This window comes from uncultured Methanobrevibacter sp., assembly GCF_902769175.1.
Lineage (GTDB): Archaea > Methanobacteriota > Methanobacteria > Methanobacteriales > Methanobacteriaceae > Methanobrevibacter.
In genome coordinates, this window is the sequence record NZ_CACXNW010000030.1 from 41828 (window position 1) to 62804 (window position 20977).

General features: G+C 31.5%; 19 protein-coding genes. 9 read left to right on the forward strand and 10 right to left on the reverse strand.

Features of this window, described 5'->3' with window-relative positions; all coding sequences use genetic code 11:
- Positions 1–11 precede the first annotated feature (11 nt).
- The 4 genes from dcd to tfrB all read right to left on the reverse strand — a co-directional run bounded on the left by dcd (position 12) and on the right by tfrB (position 4448).
- The gene (gene dcd, locus QZV12_RS10860) at positions 12–641 is read right to left on the reverse strand and encodes a dCTP deaminase (RefSeq protein WP_295621611.1); all 630 of its coding nucleotides are present in this window, start codon (positions 639–641) and stop codon (positions 12–14) included.
- Positions 642–967: 326 nt separating this feature from the next.
- Positions 968–1855, reverse strand: a complete 888-nt coding sequence (locus QZV12_RS10865) for a DUF362 domain-containing protein (RefSeq protein WP_295621614.1) — start codon at positions 1853–1855, stop codon at positions 968–970.
- Positions 1856–1973: 118 nt separating this feature from the next.
- Positions 1974–2780, reverse strand: a complete 807-nt coding sequence (locus QZV12_RS10870; RefSeq protein ID WP_295621617.1) for an RNA methyltransferase — start codon at positions 2778–2780, stop codon at positions 1974–1976.
- Between the two features lie 156 nt (positions 2781–2936).
- Positions 2937–4448 carry a fumarate reductase (CoM/CoB) subunit TfrB gene (gene tfrB / locus QZV12_RS10875; RefSeq protein ID WP_295621620.1) on the reverse strand — a complete coding sequence of 504 codons (1512 nt, stop codon included), beginning with the start codon at positions 4446–4448 and terminating at the stop codon, positions 2937–2939.
- 500 nt (positions 4449–4948) lie between these two features.
- On the opposite strand from tfrB, the gene QZV12_RS10880 reads away from it, so the two are divergent.
- The 3 genes from QZV12_RS10880 (at position 4949) to QZV12_RS10890 (ending at position 9132) form a co-directional block, all read left to right on the forward strand.
- On the forward strand, positions 4949–6043 hold the full coding sequence (locus QZV12_RS10880) for a heparan-alpha-glucosaminide N-acetyltransferase domain-containing protein (RefSeq protein ID WP_295621623.1): 1095 nt from the start codon (positions 4949–4951) through the stop codon (positions 6041–6043).
- 481 nt (positions 6044–6524) lie between these two features.
- Positions 6525–8516, forward strand: coding sequence for an indolepyruvate ferredoxin oxidoreductase subunit alpha (iorA, locus tag QZV12_RS10885; protein WP_295621626.1), 1992 nt, complete (start codon positions 6525–6527; stop codon positions 8514–8516).
- A gap of 1 nt (position 8517) precedes the next feature.
- Entirely contained in the window at positions 8518–9132 is a 615-nt protein-coding gene (locus QZV12_RS10890; protein WP_295621629.1) for an indolepyruvate oxidoreductase subunit beta, read from the forward strand.
- A 71-nt stretch (positions 9133–9203) separates the two neighbouring features.
- Here QZV12_RS10890 and QZV12_RS10895 read toward each other — a convergent pair whose 3' ends face one another.
- Both QZV12_RS10895 and QZV12_RS10900 read right to left on the reverse strand, forming a co-directional pair.
- A complete protein-coding gene (locus QZV12_RS10895; RefSeq protein WP_295621665.1) occupies positions 9204–9419 on the reverse strand; it encodes a BRO family protein in 216 nt (71 codons plus the stop codon).
- 136 nt (positions 9420–9555) lie between these two features.
- A complete protein-coding gene (locus QZV12_RS10900; RefSeq protein WP_295621632.1) occupies positions 9556–9696 on the reverse strand; it encodes a hypothetical protein in 141 nt (46 codons plus the stop codon).
- A 319-nt stretch (positions 9697–10015) separates the two neighbouring features.
- Here QZV12_RS10900 and QZV12_RS10905 point away from each other — a divergent pair, with 319 nt between their 5' ends.
- On the forward strand, positions 10016–11251 hold the full coding sequence (locus tag QZV12_RS10905) for an ATP-binding protein (RefSeq protein ID WP_295621635.1): 1236 nt from the start codon (positions 10016–10018) through the stop codon (positions 11249–11251).
- A gap of 49 nt (positions 11252–11300) precedes the next feature.
- Here the strand turns inward: QZV12_RS10905 and QZV12_RS10910 are convergent, their stop codons facing one another.
- On the reverse strand, positions 11301–11888 hold the full coding sequence (locus tag QZV12_RS10910; RefSeq protein WP_295621638.1) for a zinc ribbon domain-containing protein: 588 nt from the start codon (positions 11886–11888) through the stop codon (positions 11301–11303).
- Positions 11889–12177: 289 nt separating this feature from the next.
- Between QZV12_RS10910 and QZV12_RS10915 the strand changes: the two genes are divergently transcribed.
- The 4 genes from QZV12_RS10915 to QZV12_RS10930 all read left to right on the forward strand — a co-directional run bounded on the left by QZV12_RS10915 (position 12178) and on the right by QZV12_RS10930 (position 14374).
- Complete coding sequence (locus QZV12_RS10915; RefSeq protein ID WP_295621641.1) at positions 12178–12657, forward strand: hypothetical protein; 480 nt, start codon at positions 12178–12180, stop codon at positions 12655–12657.
- 416 nt (positions 12658–13073) lie between these two features.
- Positions 13074–13349, forward strand: a complete 276-nt coding sequence (locus QZV12_RS10920) for a 2TM domain-containing protein (RefSeq protein ID WP_295621644.1) — start codon at positions 13074–13076, stop codon at positions 13347–13349.
- 67 nt (positions 13350–13416) lie between these two features.
- The gene (locus QZV12_RS10925) at positions 13417–13827 is read left to right on the forward strand and encodes a LytTR family DNA-binding domain-containing protein (protein WP_295621647.1); all 411 of its coding nucleotides are present in this window, start codon (positions 13417–13419) and stop codon (positions 13825–13827) included.
- A 124-nt stretch (positions 13828–13951) separates the two neighbouring features.
- Complete coding sequence (locus QZV12_RS10930) at positions 13952–14374, forward strand: DUF3021 domain-containing protein (RefSeq protein WP_295621650.1); 423 nt, start codon at positions 13952–13954, stop codon at positions 14372–14374.
- Positions 14375–14746: 372 nt separating this feature from the next.
- Here QZV12_RS10930 and QZV12_RS10935 read toward each other — a convergent pair whose 3' ends face one another.
- The 3 genes from QZV12_RS10935 to QZV12_RS10945 all read right to left on the reverse strand — a co-directional run bounded on the left by QZV12_RS10935 (position 14747) and on the right by QZV12_RS10945 (position 18636).
- Complete coding sequence (locus QZV12_RS10935) at positions 14747–15619, reverse strand: nitrogenase iron protein NifH (protein ID WP_295621653.1); 873 nt, start codon at positions 15617–15619, stop codon at positions 14747–14749.
- Positions 15620–15689: 70 nt separating this feature from the next.
- The gene (locus tag QZV12_RS10940) at positions 15690–17060 is read right to left on the reverse strand and encodes a nitrogenase component 1 (RefSeq protein WP_295621655.1); all 1371 of its coding nucleotides are present in this window, start codon (positions 17058–17060) and stop codon (positions 15690–15692) included.
- A gap of 16 nt (positions 17061–17076) precedes the next feature.
- On the reverse strand, positions 17077–18636 hold the full coding sequence (locus QZV12_RS10945; protein ID WP_295621659.1) for a nitrogenase component 1: 1560 nt from the start codon (positions 18634–18636) through the stop codon (positions 17077–17079).
- A gap of 908 nt (positions 18637–19544) precedes the next feature.
- Between QZV12_RS10945 and QZV12_RS10950 the strand changes: the two genes are divergently transcribed.
- Positions 19545–20687 carry an amidohydrolase family protein gene (locus QZV12_RS10950; protein ID WP_295621662.1) on the forward strand — a complete coding sequence of 381 codons (1143 nt, stop codon included), beginning with the start codon at positions 19545–19547 and terminating at the stop codon, positions 20685–20687.
- Positions 20688–20977: the final 290 nt, after the last annotated feature.

Consider the following 20977-nt stretch of genomic DNA (forward strand, 5'->3'; position numbering starts at 1 on the left):
TATAAATACATTTATAAACTTGAATAGCTATTTTTGTGATAAGATTGATTTAAAATTATTTTTTTCAATTCATAATCGTATTTGATTCTACTGCTTTCAGGTCTTTTTTGACCCATATATTTGCTGTTTCGTTCTGGATGTCCATAAGGAATCTCAGATGGTGAAGTCATAGTTTCAAACACGATTTGACACACTCTTTGACCAGGATACAATGCAACAGGCATTGCACCAATATTTGATATTTCAAGTGTTATCCTTCCTTCAAATCCCGGGTCGATAAAGCCTGCTGTAACATGCATGGTTACTCCAAGCCTTCCCATTGAGGAACGGCCCTCAACTCTTGCTACAATGTCATCAGGAATCTTAACATATTCATGGGTTACAGCTAATGCAAATTCATTTGGGTGAATTATGAATGCTTCCCCATCTGGAACAACTGTAGATTCCATATATGCTGCAAGGTCTTCTGGATCTTTAGGGTCAATGTAAGGTTTTCTAATGACTTTAAAGACTTTAAACTCATCACTTAATCTCATATCAACAGATGATGGCTGTATTTGCTTTTCATCCTCTAAAGGGTCAAATACAATTTTTCCTTCCTTTAAATATTTTTTAATATCTCTATCACTTAAAATAGCCATTTTTAGCCTCTATTAATTGGATTATTAAATTAATCATTATTCTTTAAATTGTTTGATAATGATTGTTAAAGATTTATCATTATTATATATCTTTTTTAATATTATTAAGTTTTTAGAAAAATAGGTTTTTTAATTTTATTTATTTTTATAAGAGAGAAAATTATAAAATATTATGATATTCTATATTATTTGTTATTTTTAAAAAAGAGAAAATTATAAAATATTATGATATTCCATATTATTGTTATTTTTAAAAAAGAGAAAATTAGTAAATATTTTTTTAATGCTACTATTTTTTATTTTAAAAAAAAGAAAATCTTAGTTAATTATTTTTTATAATCAACTAATTCTCCAATTCTATTCAATACAGAATCAATAGATTTTTGACTGTAATTCAATTCAATTGCATCAAAATTGCATTTTTGAACACAATGTCCACAGCCTACACATTTGTTTTGATCAATGGTTATTTTGCAGTCTACAAGGCTGATTGCTCCACCAAAGCAAACATCATCTCCTAAACATTTTTTGCACATTCTGCAATTTTCGTTTACTGGATGAACTTCAACATCTTCAAGCCTCATTACCTTTTTGCTTATGTCTTCGTCTAAATCTGGAAGAACTTTCCATAAGCAACAGCAAGGACAGCAATGACAGATTGTTAATAGTTTCTCTTTAGGTCTTACATTCATCCAAACGCTATCGATTTTGTTTCTACCTATTACATGGCTTAATCCTAATTCATCTGCCTTGTCAACATGTGCTAAAGCTTCTTCAACTGTTGCAGTTCTTCCGTATTTTGAAGTTATCTTACGTGATGCTGGGCCAATGAAAATACAACCGAAGTCTTGAGGATAATCCTGACAGTTTGCAGAGCTTCTGCAAAGGCATTTATGCATAATAACAATATCGCTAGCCTCTTTAATCACTTCCTTGATGATTTGGCTTGGCACAAACTCAGAATCATCTTTCTGGAAGCTTTGATTGATTTCAATGTTTGCAGTGATTGTATCTTTTTTGGTTTTATTGATTGCATTTTTATTTGGAAGGACATAAACTTCATCATCTTCAAAAAGCATCTTATCGATGATTTTTTTAGCAATTTTAGACCTTCTGGTTAATCGAGAAAGGAAAAATCTTGTGTGGAAGAAGTATTTTACAAATGTGGTGGTTGCATCTTCATAATATCCTTTTCGTCTGTCTTTGTCATCCATAGTTTAGCCCTTCAATTTTTTTTATTAATTTATCAAATATATAATATAATAGTAACTTATACTTAAAATATTTGTTGTCACTGTTAATGAAATATTATTTATTGTAGATAATAATAATTCATTCATTCTCATTGTCTGTATTTTCCAATTCTTCTATCTTATTATTCAAACGTCTTAAAATGCCTTTAAATGTATGTGCTTCTCTTCCAGTGATAAAAGCCCGATTTATGATGTTTTTAAATACCTTCAATCCGTTTTTCTTTTTATGGTCTGGAATTGACAAGGAATCGATTAGCTTTTTCATATCACTTATTAAATATTCCTTTTCAAGTGCAGTGCTTTCTTCCAATCCTTCAACAGGATAATTGCTTCTGTTTTTAAAGACTTCATAAAGAATGACTGCTGCAGCATGGGAAATATTCATTATAGGATAGCTTGGGTCAGTTGGAATGCTTACAGTAATGTCACACATATCTATTTCTGCATTTGTAAGGCCATTTCCCTCTCTTCCAAATAGGATAGCTATTCTGTCATTGTAATTCATTGACTTTGCAAGCTCTTCAGGCTTTACTGGAATTCTTGAAATGTTATAGCTTCCTCCAGGGGCACCTGTTGATCCGATTATAAAATCAATCTCTTGGTCCTTTACAAAGTCTTCAACTGTATCATAAATCAATGCATTTTCAACAGTTTCCCTTGCATGCATAGCTTGATAATATGCTTCATCCTTGAGAGTGCATGGGTTAATCAGGACTAATTTGTGCAGTCCAAAGTTTCCCATGGTTCTTGCTAAAAAGCCAACATTTCCAGGAGATTCACATTCTACAAAAACAACATAGATGTTTTCCTTAAGTCTGACAGTCTCTTCATCTTCGACTATTTCCTTAAGCTTGCCTCTATCACTTGGTTTGTTTTTATGTTTCATGTTATCTCTTCGAATCTGTTGGTAATTTTTATTTAAGTCATTTAAAATAATTGAATAGGATTAATTTTTTATTATAATTGTTTTTAGGAATTAAGTGGTTTAGATTAAATTTTATTCATCATAAGCCATTTTAAGTAATTGAATATGATTTATTTTTTATTCTTCATAAGCCATTTTAAGTAATTGGATAAGATTTAATGTTTTCACATTCTCTAAACCAATTGCATTCAATCCGTCTTGAATGTTGATTTGACAGAATGGACATATTGTAGTAACATAATCTGCACCAGTCACTCTAACCATTTCTGCCTTGTCTTTAGCAAGCTCTAATGCAATTTCAGGTTTTCCAGATTTGATTCCTCCTCCTGCACCACAGCATTGGCAAGGAAGTTCAAGCTCTTCAAATTCAATTCCTGGAATCATTTCAATGATTTCCCTTGGCTGATCCTTAATGCCTTGGCCTCTTGACAAGTGACAAGGGTCATGCCAGGTCACTTTAGTGTTCACTTCTTTCATTTTGCTTGGGTCTAATTTGTCAACCAAGAACTCACTGATGTCTTGCACATTAAGCTCTGATCCATATTTTGGATGGTCGTTCTTTAAGGTTGCTCCACAGCCTGCACAGATAGTGATTACCTTATCATAATCCTTAAAAATCTCTTTGTTTTTGTCTACAAGCTTTTGTACTACATCCACTTGACCTGTTCTTAAAAGTGGGGATCCACAGCATATTTGATCTTCAGGAATATCAATTTCTATGTTGTTTGCCTTTAAAACGTCAGGGAGTGCATATCCAACATTTTGGGCTCTGTAATCCACCATACATCCGGTGAATAATGCAACTTTTTCCTTGTTTTCATATTCATCAACATAGTATTTACCTTCTTCATCCCATTTCTTATGAACAGTTTCAATAAATGGTTCTTCAGGTTTGCTTACAGAACGTCCACTAGCTACAACATTGTCCTTAAAGACCTTATGGGCATCAAGTGGTCCTAAGTCTCTTGCATAAGCCATAGCTCTTAGCTTTTCTATTGCATCTCCAAAGCTGTTGATGTTTTTAGGACATATTGAACCGCATTTTCCACAGCTTGTGCATGCATACATTCCGCTGTCAAGAGCTTCTATAAGTCTGTCATATTCATCCCTTGGATCGAAATCAAACTTGGAGATGTATCTTAAGTAGTAAGGTCCGAGGAATTCTTCCTTAAAGTGTTTCACTACAGGACAAGTTGATAGGCAAGTATAACATTCGATACAGCTTCTAACCTTTTTGGTGTCTTTGATGTCTTTTGGATTGATCTTTTCATGGGAAGTTTCGCTGTCACAATCCAAACTTAACTGCAATTGCTTTACTTTTTCATCAGCTGAACTTCTATCTACAACCAAATCCTTTATAACTGGGAAGTCTAATGGTTCAATTAATCTGTCCCCTTTTATTTCAGCCTTACATGCAAGAGCACCATTTCCATTGATTTTCACACCGCATGAACCGCATTGGCCTGCTAAGCAGGAACTTCTAAAGCTGATGTCTGCATCATATTTTCTGTTTATTGCTTCTAATGCATCCAGCACTTTCATGCCTGGATACTCTTCAATTTCATAAGATTCAACATGAGGCTCTTCATCTGTTTGCCTATTGGATCTTTTTACATAAACGGTTATCATAGCAATCCCTTTTTTAAAACTATCAAATTGATTTAATCGCTTTCTTAAATTCTCTTTTAATATTATCAATTTTATTGATTTAATCGTTTTCTTAAATTCTTTTTTAAAACTATCAATTGATTTTGATGATAATAATCATTTTCCTTTAATTGCTTTTATTTTTATATATAATAAATTATAGTAATTTATATATTTTATTTTGGTTTTTATAAAGGTTAGTATTTTTATGGTCTTTGAAAAACTTTCCAGTTTTGAAATTTTTGAAAAATTGATTTTAAATTTTTAATTCCATTAATATTCTAGATTAAAAGTTTCAATCCTTTTTGGGATTGGTTTAGAGTTTTTATTTCTATTTAAAATTTTGATTAAAAGTTTCAATCGTTTTTGGAATTGGTTTAGAGTTTTTATTTCTATTTAAAATTTCAGTTTTAAAGTTTCAATCATTGGTCAATTAAATTAAAGCGATAAATTATTTAATTAGTTTCAATAGAACATTGACTATGAAGGAATTATTTTCAAAAGACAGAATAAATACCGGTCGCCAAATAGAACTGGATATCGCTAAGAGTTTATCAATCATATTCATGATCTTTATCCACACAATCACTATTGCAATGCTATTTGACAATACGATTAGCGACCCATACTATGTAATTGTTGGAAGCATATTAGGAGGACTATTCAGTGCTCCAGTATTCATGTTCTGTATGGGGATTGGAATAATATATTCAAGGCACTCCCAGCCAAACGCAATGATTAAAAGAGGCGTTAAATTATTCCTTTTAGGTCTTCTAGTCAATGTGTTGTCTTTCATTATTCCACATTTTCTATTGCAATCCATTTTTAATGCAGGTAACCTAATGCCTATTTTTGGCGGATTGATACTGTTTTATGTGGATATTTTAGAATTTGCCGGATTGGCATTTATTGTTCTTGGGATTTTTAAGAAAATGAACCTTTCAAACAAGCAGCTATTGCTTGCTGGAATTATCTTTTCTGTTCTTGGATTTCTTTTAAGGTTCAGCGATTTTGGAAGCATAGCTCTAAATATATTCTTTGGATACTTTATAGGAACCTTCTATAAATTTACAGCATTTCCATTATTCAGCTGGATAATATTTCCAATTGCAGGATATGTCTATGGACATTACTTCATAAGGACAAAAGACAAATCCAAATTATTTAGGTTTTGGCCAATTTTCATAATCGTTTCAATCATATATTTCCTTGTTTACATGGTTTTGATATATGATGCCTTTGGTACATTTCCAGAAGGATATTACTTCTACATGTCACCATTGCTAACACTATTCTGCTTATTATTGGTTCATGGTGATTTAGGATTTTCATTTTGGCTATCAAAAAGGATTCCAGAGAATTTGAAAAATAAATTTGTGCTAGTCAGTAAAAATGTAACCGCAATTTATGTTGCACAATGGCTTTTAATTCCAATAACTGTGATTTTAATAAAATATGTGAATAAATCCATTGTTTTTAATGATTTATATGTTACATTAATAGCATTATTCATTGTTATTGCATCAACCATTTGTGCATTGTCCTTTAATAAAATAAAAGTTAAATTAAACAGATAATAAAAATTATATCTGTACTATTTTTTTTTTAAAAAATAAAGTTCAATTAAATAGAAAAAAGAATCTATTGTCTGAACTATTTTTTTTAAAATAAAAGTTCAATTAAATAGAAAATAGAATCTAGTGTCTGAACTATTTTTTTTTAAAATAAAAGTTCAATTAAATAGAAAATAGAATCTAGTGTCTGAACTATTTTTTTGATTTGATAAAAACTTCACTTTCACTTTTTTTAATTTAATTTTTCATCCAATCCCTTTAAAATTATTCTTAAAAATGCCATATATTAAATAGGTAAAGAAACTAATACTTTATTATGATAATTTATGAAATTTTATAAAATTTTATGATATTTTAGCGAATTTTAATTATTATCTTAATTGACAAGTAATGAAATTTTAGAGAATTTGATTATTATCTTATATTTACAATTTAATTAAAACTTTAGAGATTAATAGATTAATCTCATGTGTGGTGAATTTATATGGCTTATGATCAATTAGTAACTAGTGAAAAAGGAGATAAACTTTTCCTTTTAGGTAATGAAGCTGCTGTTAGAGGAGCTATTGAAGCTGGTGTCTCTGTTGCAGCAACTTATCCTGGAACTCCTTCTTCTGAAATAGGAAATATTTTATCAGTAGTTGCTAAAAATGCAGAAATGTACTTTGAATTTTCTGCAAATGAAAAGGTGGCTATGGAAGTTGCAGCTACTGCAGCTGCAAGTGGTCTTAGATCATTTACCTTCATGAAGCATGTAGGTTTAAATGTAGCTGCCGATTCATTCATGACTACTGCTTACTCTGGAGTTAACGGAGGAATGATTATTCTTGTAGCAGATGACCCTTCCTTATTCTCCTCTCAAAATGAACAGGATACAAGAAACTACTCAAGACTTTCTTCTATCCCTATCCTTGAACCATCCTCTCCTCAAGAGGTAAAGGACATGATGGTTTATGGATTTGACTTATCTGAACAGTTTGGAATTCCTGTAATACTTAGGACAAGCACTCGTGTGTCTCACATGAGGAGAATTGTTGAATGTGGTGAAATAGAAAAACCTAAATCCACTACAAAAGCTGCAGAATCAGATAATCATTGGCTAAAAGGGTACTTTGTTAAGAATCCAAGTGAATTTGTACCTGTACCTGCCAATTCATTATCCATGCATTCAAGACTTGCTGAAAAGATGGAAAAGATGGAAGAAGTGGCAAATGAAAGTCCAGTCAATGAAGTCATTTCGTTTGAGGAAGGTGCCCTTCAAGGCAAATTTGGTGTAATTTCATCAGGCGGTGCCTTCAATTACGCTTATGATGTGGTTTCTCAAGAGAATTTAGGTATGGACATATTAAAGATTGCACTATCTTATCCAACTCCAAAGGATCTGATTCATGACTTCTGCAAAAACTTGGAAGGAGTATTTATTGTAGAGGAAGTTGACCCTGTACTTGAAAGGGATGTTCTTGCTGTTCTTGGTGAAAACAATTTGGATTGCCCAGTTTATGGCAAGTTTGATGGAACTTTCCCAATGGTGCATGAATATAATCCAGACATTGTAAAGGAATCCATCAATAAGGTAGTTTCTGATTTAGCTGATGATAAGGAATTTTTAGAAGAATACAAATCAGAAAACGGCAAGGATTTCGAAGGAGATTTAATTGAAATAGTCGAAAAGATGGAATTTAGCGATGGATTGAATCAGCTTATAGAAAACATTCCAACAAGAGCTCCAACATTATGTGCAGGATGTTCCCATAGGTCTGCTTACTATGCAGCAGTAAAGGCTTATGAAGAACTTGGCTATGCTAAGGATGATATGATTTTTGCATCTGACATTGGATGCTATACATTAGGAATTTCCCCTCCATATGAAACTGCTGACTATTTGCTTGCAATGGGTTCATCTGTCGGTGACGGTTGCGGATTCTCTGTTGCAACCAATCAGCATGTAATGAGCTTCATTGGAGATTCAACATTTTTCCACAGCGGTCTTTCTCCACTTGTCAATGCTGTTCACAATAAGAACAAGTTTGTCCTTACAATTTTAGATAATAGGATTACTGCAATGACTGGAGGTCAGCCAAACCCAGGTATTCCAGTTGATGGAATGGGAGATGAAGCTCCTGCAATCTCTATAGAAAATATTGTAGAGGCAATCGGTGTCAAGTTCATGAAGATTGTAAATCCTCACAACATCAAAAAGACTGTTGACATTTACAAGGAAGCACTTGAATACGATGGTGTTGCTGTTGTAATTGCAAGATACCCATGTACATTAATCAAGGGACAAAAGAAAAAGGCACCTATGGTCATTAAGGACAATTGTGTAAAATGCCTTACCTGTGTAAAGACTCTTGCATGTCCTGCAATCTCTTATCTAAATGATAAGGTAGTTGTTGATGAAGCCCTTTGTAAGTCATGTACAGTTTGTATACAAGTCTGTCCAAACAAAGCTATTGGAGTAAAGAAAGGTGATTAAGATGGCTAATAATGATAACAGCAATTATAGTATTTACATTTCCGGTGTAGGTGGTCAAGGAATTATTAAAACATCTGTAATCATTGGAGAAGCTGCAATGCTTGAAGGTTATGATGTTGTAATGAGTGAGATTCATGGTATGAGCCAAAGGGGAGGATCTGTGTCAACTGAACTTAAGATAGGCAATTTCAAGTCATCTATTGTAGAGAAATCCAAAGCAGACTTGATTCTTGCATTTGAACCTATTGAAGTCTTAAGGGGATTGAATAAGGCAAACAAGGACACTACATTAATTTTCAATACTTTCCCTATTGTTCCTTCAACATTGACTCAAACTGGAGAAACCTATCCTGAAATCGAGGATATCGTAAAGAACCTTAAGGATAATTTTGATTCAGTTTATCCAATCGAAGGAAATGGTCTTGCAGTGGATGCCGGCAGTATCTTAGCATTGAATATGGTGCTTTTAGGTGCAGCTGTTGCAAATGAGAGTTTCCCACTTTCAAAGGAAACTGTTGAAACTGCAATGAAAAACAATTTAGCTCCTAAATTCCATGAAATGAATTTAAAAGCTATTGAAAACGGTTATAATGCAATTAAAGACAAGCTTTTATAGCCTTCGGCTATAAAACCTTGACCAAAATCTTTTTACTAGTTGGGAGTTTCCAACTATTTCTTTTTTTATTTTTATTTTAAACTTTTTTTAATTATAATTTCATCAAGCCTTTCGCTTCCAACTTGGGCCAACCAGAGTTTGAATGGTTCTGCATTTGGTGATGGGACAGACTGTATGAGGTGCAAGAGCTGTTCGCTGGTTGCCACATCTGTCATTCTCATTTTGCCATCTTTAGCTGGCATTTTCAAACTGTGACAATTTGTCACGGTTTGGTTTCCTTCATTTATTCGTCTTTGCTTTAATTTTCACCAGTAGGCATTGGGGTCTTTGCTTTCAGTAAGGACTGCGATAACATCTATTATTACCATCAGCTGCAGTTATCCAAGATTTTCGGATAACTGAATTTTTTTCCAATTCTCCATCCTAGATTATGTTTCTTAAATGGTCGCTGATTGTTCTTACATTAACATCAAATAATTTGGCAATTTCTTTTTGAGTTGCCCATATGGTGTCTTCAGACAAATACACTTCTGCAGTGACTATCCCTTTACTGGTTTTATACAAATATGTTTCTTTTAGACAATTACATTAAACTCAATGATATTGTAGATTGTAGTCGATAATTGTTCAAATATTGGTGATTTTGTGGATATACTTTCAAAATTTATATATTTTATTGATTTATCATATTTTGGGTTGTGGAAAGTATTATATATTATTTGGAATATATTAATAATTAAGAAAATTTTTCTTTTGTAGGTGGAATTTTTTGTATTTTTTTTAAATTTTTCTTTTGTAGGTGGAATTTTTTGTATTTTTTGTAAATTTTTCTTTTGCATATATAATTTTTTATATTTTTAATGAATTTGTTGAGTTGATTTAAATGGAAGATAGATTAATCAAGCGTGATGCATATGTTGATAAATTAAAAGATTATGTTAACTCTGATTTTGTTAAGGTATATATTGGAATTAGAAGATCAGGCAAAACCAGTTTAATGTATAATATTATCGATGAGCTTAAGTTAATGGGCATAAAGGAGGAAAATATAATTTTCATTTCCTTTGAATCACGGGAATATGCATATATTGACAATTCACAACAATTGGATGAGATCATTTTTAATAAAACAGCAAACCTTGAAGGAAAGGCATATTTGTTTTTTGATGAAATCCAACAGGTAAATGGATGGGAAAAATCCATCAATACATACAGGGTTTCCATTGACTGCGACATATACATAACAGGTTCAAATTCAAAACTACTATCTGGTGAACTGGCAACGCTGCTGACTGGAAGATATCTTACAATCAACGTTTATCCATTTTCATTTAAGGAGTTTTTACAATATAAAAATGAGATTGAAGGAATCGAATTAACAAAGGATTCAATCAATAGATTGTATGATGATTACTTTAACTTTGGAGGCATGCCAGGTATTCTAAGTTTAGGCAGTGATGAATTTAGAAAAATTGCTCTTAAGGATATTTTCAATTCAATATTATTTGAGGATGTGGTTTCCCGCTTTAAGATAAATAATGTTGATCTTCTGCAGAGATTCAGCAGGTATATGATTAGCAGCACAGGAGAAATATTTTCATCCAAAAGCATAAAGAACTATTTAAAAAGCAATCACATATATACATCTCAGGATACCTTGCTCAAATATAATGAATATTTAAACCAGTCCTTTTTCATTTCAAAATGTAAATGCTTTGAATTAAAAGGAAGAAATGAAATGAAAATACTTGGAAAATATTATTTGACAGATCATGGTTTTCATCATGCATTAATCGAAGACAACATGTTGAAGGTAACTAAAATCCTGGAAAACATTGTTTATGTTGAACTGCTTAGAAGAGGATACAAGGTAAATGTCGGCAGAAGCAGGGACAATAGTGAAGTTGATTTTGTATGTGAAAAATCCGGCAGATACAAATATGTCCAAGTTTCTTATAGGTTATCCAATGAAAAAACATTAAACCGTGAAATCGCTCCCTTATTAAGAATACCTGACAAATATGAATCAATATTAATAACCACTGAAAATCATGACTTTTCTAAAGATGGAGTAAGGCATTTAAACATAATCGATTTCTTGTGTGGAGATGATTTATAGTATATAATTAGATTATATTGATTGAAGAATACTTTTAACAACTTCTTTTTTAAGAAAGTTTTATACCACAGATCTTACATATCTTATCTTCTTCCTTAACCCTATTACCACATTGTGGACAGTATTTAGGAAGTTGTGGATTAGTTGGCTTGACTTTCTGATTAAGAAAAATGTCTTCTCTGATTTTTCTGTTTTGAATAAGTATTGCTCTGTCCCAATCATGTTCCATAAGGGTCTTTTTAACAAAATACGCCTCTACCATTGAATCGTATTTGCCGTAGTCTTCTTCTCCTCTTTTAACGCAGAACTTCTCTTCCTTATGGTCGAAGATGATTTCTCCTTCTGCCTCTTTCTTATTGAATTTCAGATTTCCTTCAATACGTCCCCTTGGACGATTTTCTGGAAATGGGGGAAGATCCATATCTTCGTATTTGTTTGGCAAATCACATTCCACAAGGAGATCATAATCAAAGTTGCAAAAAAACAGACAGTCTCTTTCATAGAGTGCATCAGATAATTTACTGAATTCTCCATAATCCTTATTATTATGTTTAATACGATATTTCTTGCCAGACTTTACTATATTTCGGTAAAAATATCTTATATCAGTAGGTTCTATCTTAACACCTCCATTCAAGCCAATTCATAGAATATAATGATGATTTTTTTAATATGATCTCTAAAAATTTATAAAAATTTTAAAAAAAAAATAAGGGTAAATATTACTATGTTTTAATTGATATATTAAATTTTTCAAATCTGTTTTTTTGATTAAAATCAGGTATCATATTTCATATGAAGAAAACTTATCCCATTAATTTTTTTTGTGTAAACAGTATTTAAAATAAATAGATAATTTAATATTATAACAATTAACATATTATTAATTAATTTAGATTTTTTAATTCAAAATAGGAGATTTGAATATGCAAAAAAGAAAATTTTTATTTATTGGATTGATTGCATTATTTGCAATATTAATTGTAGGTTCAGCAAGTGCATTTGATTTAAGCTCTCTATTTGGAGATAGCTCTTCCAATGGTCCTACCGAGCAAGTTACCATTGAAGGAATCAATTTCACTGTCCCTGAGGAATATACTAAAAACCCAAAAAGCTTTTTAAACAATGTAACTACAAAAGTAGGTTCAGTTTCTTATACAATGAATGGTCAAAGTTTTGAAAATGAAAAAGGAGATGCCCTTGCAATTGTTGTAAGTGATTATGATGGTGTAAATGTAACTGAACAAGCTGTAAAAGAAACTGGTGGTACTAAGAAAACAATCAGTGGTCATGATGGCTATTTCAAAAAAGATGGTGACTTTTATGTATTTTCCTATATAGAAAAAGGGGATTTAGTTACTGTTTCCGCTTCTGATGAAAAGCTCATAGAGCCGATTATTGCTTAAATTGATTTGATTTAGTTTTTCTTTTTATTTTTTAACTTTTTTTAACTTTTTATCTTTTTATTTTTATATCTTATTTTTTGCATTTTAGCATTATTTTTTCATATATTGGGTTTTATTTTATTTTTATATCTTATTTTTTGCATTTTAGCATTATTTTTTCACGTCTTGAGGTTTTCATTTTTTATTTCAGTTAGCTTATTTTGCATTTTGGTATCGATTTTTTGCATCTTAGGTTTTTCTATTTTTATTTCAGTTAGCTTATTTGCATTTCAGTGTGCATTTTTTGCATCTTGTTAATTTGGATAAGTATTCATTTATATAATAATCAACTAAGTAATAGTATCTAAAGACAAATGGAATTTCATTATAATTTAGAAAAGATTTATGATTTATTAAAAAAGTTTAGTTGTGATTTTATGTCTGAAAGCGAAAGGTACAGTAGAGCAGAAAAGATAGTTGATGAAAAAATCGGATTTTACCATCATTTATACAGTTACATTATTGTAAATGTGATTTTAGCTGTTATAAACATTCTTTTTTCACCAGATCATTGGTGGTTTATATGGGTTTCATTCTTTTGGGGAATAGGTTTAGTTACCCATTTTGTCAGAACCCATATTTTTGCAGAAAAATTTGATGAAAAATACAGAGACAGAATGATTGAAAAGGAAATGGAAAAGATGAAAAAATAATTTAAATATTATTTTTTTCAAATATCTATTTAATTATTTATATTTAAAGAGATTTTTTGGTAATTATATGAAAGTGCAATTGTTTGTTTCAAAGGATTTGGAAGAGCCTTATGCAGAGATCTATACTGATGTATTGACTGACAATATTCAAAAGGCTATGGTTCTTTTAGAGAATGAGGGATCTGAAAAAGAGGAAGAAGGAATTGGAGATAACTCTATCTTAGCTGTTAAGAAAGGTCAGGATATCGTCCTATTGGATTTTGAAGACATTTTTATGATTAGAGTTGAAGACAAGCAAACCAAAGTCTATACTGAGGATAAGGAATATGTCATCAAAAAGCCTCTTTATCAAATTGAAGAAAGCTTAGACTCTAATTTTGTAAGGGTTTCTAAAGCAGCCATTGTTAATTTAAGAAAGATAAAGAGAGTAGCTCCTTCTTTAAAGGGAATGATGTTCATTGAGCTTAAAACGGATTAAAGGATAATATTTCAAGAAAGTATTTGTCTGATTTCAAAAAGGCTTTAGATTTATGAGTTATTGGTTAAGAATAGTTCAAATAGGTTTTAGATTAATAAGTTTTTTTTAGTGTAAAGGTGGTTTCATGGAAATTAAATTAATTGAAAGATTGGCATTGGGAGCATTTGTAGGATGCTTTGTTGTAATGCTTGTTATGGTTTTAGGATCTTATGCTGCAGGTCCTGAAAATGTATCATTTAGTGGTTTGGAGGTAATTAATGCCTTTTTAGGATCTATTGTAGTTGGATGGGCATTTAGTTTAAGCGGTTTGATTTATGAAAAGGAAGAGGTTCCATTCCCGCTTCAAGTCATATTCCAAATGGCAATAGGTATGGGTGTTTTGTTTGCAATGGCAGTTTACTTGCAGTGGATGCCAATTAGCTTAGGCATTGGACCAATAATCACTTGGGTTGTAATAGCCTGCATCTTTGCTGCAGTATTCTGGTTAGGATTTTACATTTATTATGCTCTTGAGGCAAGAAGCATAAATAAAAAATTAGGATTATAACAAAATTTTTAGTCATTAACTAATAATTTGACTATTTTTTTATAATTAAGAGTGTTTAGCTCTTAATTTTCTTATTTTAATATTTTTAATTATTTTTATATTTTTAATTTTTTTAGCATTTTTTAATTATTTTAATATTTTTAATTTTTTTAGCATTTTTTAATTATTATAATGCATTTTAACTATTTTTTCAAAAAAAGTTTTTAATCGAGGTGTTTGATGTGAATAGGGGGATAAGTGATTAAAATGGGTTTAAATTATTTTTTTCATTACTCACATCAATACTATTTGCAATGCAAAATAAGGAGGTTAACAAAAATGAGCAAGGATAATTAAATATGGAACGAATATTTAATTATCATGTTTTTAAGACTAAATTCCAGATGCTTCCTCTTGAATATTGTCTACTTCAACTTTTCTGTTTAATAATAACTGATTAATCCAACCAGAAGCCCAATCGGCTAAATCATCATTATCAAATGGGGTTGGCAAGTATTTATCCTTATTATTAATTACTTTTCTGGCAAGCTCTCTGTAAACTTCAGCTTGTTTGGAATCAGGTGCTCCTTCAATAGTTGTCACTCCATCCAATTCACATCTGGTTACTGTAGGAGACCTTGGAACAAACTGAATTACATCACTGTTTGTCTGTTCTGTGAAATCCTTTATCATATCCTCTTGGAGGGATGACTTAATGGAGTTTCCGATTACTCCTCCAAGTAAAGCACCACCATTGTTGGAGTATTTTAAAATACCTTTGAATAAGTTATTCACAGCATAAATCGCCATGTAATCAGATGAAGTTACAGTATACACTTGGTCTGCAATTCCTTTACGTATAGGCATTGCAAAACCACCACATACTACATCTCCCAAAACATTATAAATAATGATGTCTGGACTATATTCATCTATGATTCCATTATTGTTCAATAATTCAATAGCTGCAATAATTCCTCTTCCGGCACAGCCAACACCTGGTTCTGGACCTCCTGCTTCAACACAGTAAATTCCATTATATCCTTCATGTACAAGATTGTCCAAATCGCTTGATCTTTGCCTTACAGTATCTAATACTGTAGGAATGGATTTACCTTTTCTTAATGTTGTAGTTGAATCGTTTTTAGGGTCACAGCCTATTTGCATTACGCTATAACCTAAATCAGATAATGCTGCAGATAAATTTGAAGTTGTGGTGGATTTACCTATTCCACCTTTTCCATAAATTGCTATTTGTTTTGGCATGAATATCACCTTTTAGTTGATTATTGATTTGGCTTAACCAAATCCGTTTTTTTTGGATTTAAGGCCCCTATTATAAAGGACCTACGAATCCGCTTACTACATCTTCCACCACTGTCAATCCACCATCATATCCGCTATAATGTTTTGCAAGCACTGACCTATTATATATTGGATATGAAATGGGAATATGCAAAGCATTATAATCTTCTATTGAGGTTGGCGCTTCGATTGAACTTGAAAACAGGAATAGGAATGGTCTGTTTTCCAAGTTTTTTCTTATTTTATAAGTGTCTGCTTCAAATATGATATCCGGTTGGACAACAGTGTCTAATTTCTCTCTAATTTCTCTTATAATTTCTTCTCTAACTTCAAGAGGTGGATTATCAGTTATTTGGATAATATCCGGCAAATAACCAAGCTCATTTGCTAAGAATTTTGTAAATGCAATTGCATAACTGCTTTCAGCAGCTACTGCATAAAATGAATTTGGACGCACTAAAATAATTGCATCCCCTGGATATTCCATTAACCTGTAATACCAGTCTTCCTTTTCTGCTATGTAGTTTTCTACAGTTTCACTAGGAATGGATAATTTTTCACCAACTATTCTTAAAAATTCCGCTGTTTGCTTTGCACCAACTGGAACATTTGGGAATTTAATGAATGGGGTGCTGTATTTCTCCTCTAGCTTTTCCACGACTCTGACTTCTAGCCATGGATTTACAACGATATTGTATTCAGCTTGAGGTATTTTTTTAATATGGTCCAATCCATTTTTTTCTGTAAATATTATATTGGTCTTAATGCCAATTGACTCCAACAAAGTCTTAATGGTTAATAAATCACCTTTCCAGTAGACATGGTTGTATGGAACAACTCCAAATATATTGACTGTTTTTTCCTCTGTTTCTAAAGCTTCATCAGGTAATAACTGGTCGATTATGGCATCCCAAAATAAATTATAGCCTTCAGGAGAGTTTGCTTTAAATCCTGGTGCATTTACATGGATTATTGCTGCTTGATTTCTAAACTCATCAACCACTTGGTTTACATCGTCACCAATTAATGAAGGCACACAGCCTGAAGTCACTACAAATAATTCATCATTAGCTATTTCTATTGTGGATTGGATTAAATTTCTAAGCTTTTCTTCTCCACCTAAAATCACATGTTCCTCAACAAGACAAGAACAAGGAGTACTTGTTCCACCTTCGTTTCCACCAGCAGATTCTCCTCCAGCGTATAATGTTCCAAATAATTGGCCTACTCCACATCCAGCACCTGAGTGGAGAATTGGGATTCCACCACGAATTCCCAATGTGGTTCCATAGACTCCTGCAAGTGCACAGCTATATCTTGGAGCTTCCACTGATTCCTTTTCAAAATTATTTATTCCAGTATCAATTCCAGATTGATTTTTTATAGTGTTTTTGCTAGACAAATCACTCCCTCCCTAATTATTTGCTTTCATTTAAGTAATACAGTGGATTATCCTGTTCGTACCACCAATCCTTATAACTTTTTTCAGTTTTTTCTGATAAGGTTTTATGATAAGACCTGTTTTTAAATGCATGTAACAGGAAATTACCAAATGCAACAGCTCCTGCATATCCTGCTTGAGCACTTGTTGGTTCTGGGTCTCCCCTTAATGAATGAATTCTAGTAACGTTATTGTCTCTTTCCCAGGTACCTCCTTGGAATGGACAGGTCAATGTTAAATCAGGATCCAAATTAGTAGTTACATTTGCTTGTTCTGCAGCTTGGAATGTGTTAACCATCAATTGGAAGTCTCCGCTCTTTTCAATGATTTCTTCAAGTTCATCAATTAGCAAATCGTCAAAATCCTGAGCCATTGCTGCAGGTGTTGCAAGTCCTAATTCATCAAAGTAAGGCATTTGAGAAACTAATCTTCCTTGACCTAATGAACCTAATACAGTTGGTTTTTTACCATTTTTCCTTAAACTTACAAATTCCTGTTTAATTGCATTAAGCTTTGGTTCCCAGATCTTATGCTCTTCCTCGATTAATTTTTCAACTTCATCTTCTTTTCCGGTATATTTGGCAATGTTTCTTAGCCATTCATCAGTGTTTGATAATCCAACAGGAGAAGGATATAAAAAGTATGGGACTCCATATTTTTGCTCTAATCCTCTTGAAAGGTAATCTGTATATGTTGGGCAGATTGGAGCTGTAACTGCTGCTTCAGATAATTGTTCGAAATCAGAAACTGTTGCAAATTCTGGAATGAAATTCACTCTCAAACCGATTTTTTCAAGCAATCTCTTGATTTCAAGCCTATCCTGCCAAGTGTATGACAACATGCTTGCAACGTTAACAAGGTCTTCCTGTTTTTTCTCAGGCTCTTTTACTAAATATTTTAATACTGCATGCCAAAATGCATCATAGCCTGTTTGCACAAGTCTGCTTCTAATTCCTTCACAGTGAATTGGAACGATTTTTGCATTTACTTCTGGCTGCACTTCATCGACGGTTCCTTCAATGTCTTTGCCGATAATTCCTGTAGTACATGAAGTCAATATGAATATTGCTTGTGGATTGTATCTTTCTTCAGCTTTTAATATGGCATCTCTTAATTTTTCTGATGCACCATAAATCACATCTTCCTGCTGCAAATTGGTAGTTAACCAAGCATTGTTATATTCATTTGTTCTTCCTAATGCTTCTGGCACTCCCCTATATAATTCACGATAACCTAATGAACCTGTTGAACATCCTACAGGTGCATTGAATATTGTAACTGCATCCCTTATTGTTGTTACTCTATTTGCTAAATAGAAATTCAATACACAACCTCCGGATTGTTGGAATTTTCTATCTGGAATACTTACATTTCCATCTTTTGCATCTTGTAACAATTGAGATGCCTTTCCATAGTAAACATTAGTACCATTAGCTCTTTGTTCCCTATTTGGGCAAGTGTCTTTATCTAAATCAAGTATCCTTTTAATTTTGTTTCTTTTACATGATCCCCTATGATGTCCCTTTCCATGAACCATAAAATCACCTTCACAATAAAATTATAATAATTGTTATATTTTTTATCGGCATATTAGAATATTCTAAATAATTCATAACAAAAGTTATATCTATATTCCTTAAACAATTGGTTTAAATTTAAATTATATCTTTATTCCTTCCCATAAACAATTGGTTTAAATTTAATTTATAACTTATTTTCTTTCGCGTAAATTATTGGTTTAAATTAAATTATAACAATTGTTATATTTGGTATTGGCATATTGGAATATTCTAATTAATTCATTACAAAAGTTATATCACTTTTCGTTCGTATAAACAATCGGTTTTAGAATTTAAATTGTCAAATAATAATGAATCATCAACAATTACCTTTTTATAGCCAATTGCCGAATTATGAGGGCATAATTATTATCAACAATTAATCTTTTTAAATAAACTTTTAATTAGTTTAAAAATTTGCCCTAAAATTTTTTAATAATTTTTCAATTTTTTAAATTAAATTAATTTTTAGGGGCTTAAACAATGTCATAAAAAATATTCAATTTTTTATAACAATTGTTATAAAAATAGTCTGGTAATCTTAATTAGATTTAACTAGTATATAAACCTTACTATTCATACTTTTAGCTTAAAATGTATTATTTTTAATATGCAAGAAGGATTTTTCAGATTTATTTTTAATATGCAAGAAGGATTTTTATTATTTTAATAATTAATTATTATAAACATAGCTTTGGATTTTTTTAAGCATTTTTTTAAATTTTTTTTATTCCTCTATGCTATTATTATAACCTTTGGATCTGTTCATCTCTCCTTTTCTAGCTATGAACTTTAGCTTCCAGGACAAACATCCTTAAAAAATGGGTATTGAAAATTAATCTTTTTCAAATAAAAATATATAAAACTTATTTTAAAATTATTATTGATGAAGACTATAGCAAATGGATTAATCCTAAAGGGAATTGATTTGAATCCAACAAGGGAGAACATTGTCATTGATGATGAAAACAATATCATTGAAATCTCTAAGGATGCTCAAGAGGGAGAAATCGTAGATGTATCTGGCAAAATAGTTTGTCCAAGGTTTATAAATGCACATACCCATATCGGCGATTCCATAATCAAGGATGAAGGTGGTGGATTAAGCTTGGATGAGGTTGTAAAGCCACCTAATGGAATTAAGCACAAGGCTTTGGAATCTGCAAGTGATGATGAATTGATAGAAGCAATGAGAGAATCCATGTGGGATATGTACAATCTTGGAATAAGCCATTTCATTGATTATCGTGAAGGTGGCCTTGAAGGAGTCAAGCTTCTTAAGGAAGCAGCTAAAGACATTCCAATAACCCCTATCATACTTGCCCGAGACAGTTCCTTCTATGGTGAAGACCCAAATTATCATCAGGTTAAGATAGCTATTCGAAAGCTTTTAAAGCATGCTGATGGTATTGGATTAAGTGGCTTTGGTGAAATAGATACAACAGTGGCAGAAATAATCTGTGAAAAGTGTGAAAAGGAAGGAAAGATCTCTTCAATTCATGTAGCTGAAAATGAGGACAATCAATTCGCTTCACTTGAAAAAACCAATAAGACAGAATCTCAAAGGGCTTTTGATGCAGGATTCAATCAGATAGTACATATGACCAATCCTAAGGAAGATGACATCAATCAGCTTTCCAAATCAAGGAGTTCACTAACTATATGTCCAAGATCAAATGGTGCTTTAAGCGTTGGAGTCATTCCACTTTTTGACATTTTGAAAACTGGAGTTAAGCCTTTGATTGGCAGTGACAATATAATGATAAATAGGCCTAATCTTTTTAGGGAAATGGAGTTTACTTTAAAGATAATGAAGGGAATCTCTAAGAATTACATAGCTCCTGTTGAAATATTAAAAATGGCAACAACTAATCCACTTTTAGCAGATTCATTATGTGAAAAAATCAATAAATCCTATGTTGAAGAAGGTCAAAAAGCCGAATTCATGATGGTGAATCAAAAATCAAACAATCCATATTTAAGTTTGATTAATAGAACTGAAGTGGATGATATTTTAGATATCTACTAATTTTTCAATGCTTTTTATTTATTATTTTATTTTTAATTTCTTTTTTTCATTGATTCTTTATTTTTTTTATTAGTTTTTTGCTTTTAATTAATTATTTGCGAGGGTGTCACAAATTTTGAAAAAAAATCAAATTCATGATCCCAATTTTTTTTTTTTAATTTTTTCCAAAATCCAAAAAATTTTTTTTATTTTTTTTTTTTTTTTTTTTTTTCTTATGAATTGGATCTTTTGTTCATTTTCATTGAATATTCTTTTAAAATTGTATCCAGTTGCCATTAATTTTAATTCTG

Bases quoted from the DNA above. Each gene is read 5' to 3' on its own strand.
- dcd (WP_295621611.1), bottom strand. From the start codon at position 641: ATGGCTATTTTAAGTGATAGAGATATTAAAAAATATTTAAAGGAAGGA.
- QZV12_RS10865 (WP_295621614.1), bottom strand. From the start codon at position 1,855: ATGGATGACAAAGACAGACGAAAAGGATATTATGAAGATGCAACCACC.
- QZV12_RS10870 (WP_295621617.1), bottom strand. From the start codon at position 2,780: ATGAAACATAAAAACAAACCAAGTGATAGAGGCAAGCTTAAGGAAATA.
- tfrB (WP_295621620.1), bottom strand. From the start codon at position 4,448: ATGATAACCGTTTATGTAAAAAGATCCAATAGGCAAACAGATGAAGAG.
- QZV12_RS10880 (WP_295621623.1), top strand. From the start codon at position 4,949: ATGAAGGAATTATTTTCAAAAGACAGAATAAATACCGGTCGCCAAATA.
- iorA (WP_295621626.1), top strand. From the start codon at position 6,525: ATGGCTTATGATCAATTAGTAACTAGTGAAAAAGGAGATAAACTTTTC.
- QZV12_RS10890 (WP_295621629.1), top strand. From the start codon at position 8,518: ATGGCTAATAATGATAACAGCAATTATAGTATTTACATTTCCGGTGTA.
- QZV12_RS10905 (WP_295621635.1), top strand. From the start codon at position 10,016: ATGGAAGATAGATTAATCAAGCGTGATGCATATGTTGATAAATTAAAA.
- QZV12_RS10915 (WP_295621641.1), top strand. From the start codon at position 12,178: ATGCAAAAAAGAAAATTTTTATTTATTGGATTGATTGCATTATTTGCA.
- QZV12_RS10920 (WP_295621644.1), top strand. From the start codon at position 13,074: ATGTCTGAAAGCGAAAGGTACAGTAGAGCAGAAAAGATAGTTGATGAA.
- QZV12_RS10925 (WP_295621647.1), top strand. From the start codon at position 13,417: ATGAAAGTGCAATTGTTTGTTTCAAAGGATTTGGAAGAGCCTTATGCA.
- QZV12_RS10930 (WP_295621650.1), top strand. From the start codon at position 13,952: ATGGAAATTAAATTAATTGAAAGATTGGCATTGGGAGCATTTGTAGGA.
- QZV12_RS10935 (WP_295621653.1), bottom strand. From the start codon at position 15,619: ATGCCAAAACAAATAGCAATTTATGGAAAAGGTGGAATAGGTAAATCC.
- QZV12_RS10945 (WP_295621659.1), bottom strand. From the start codon at position 18,636: ATGGTTCATGGAAAGGGACATCATAGGGGATCATGTAAAAGAAACAAA.
- QZV12_RS10950 (WP_295621662.1), top strand. From the start codon at position 19,545: ATGAAGACTATAGCAAATGGATTAATCCTAAAGGGAATTGATTTGAAT.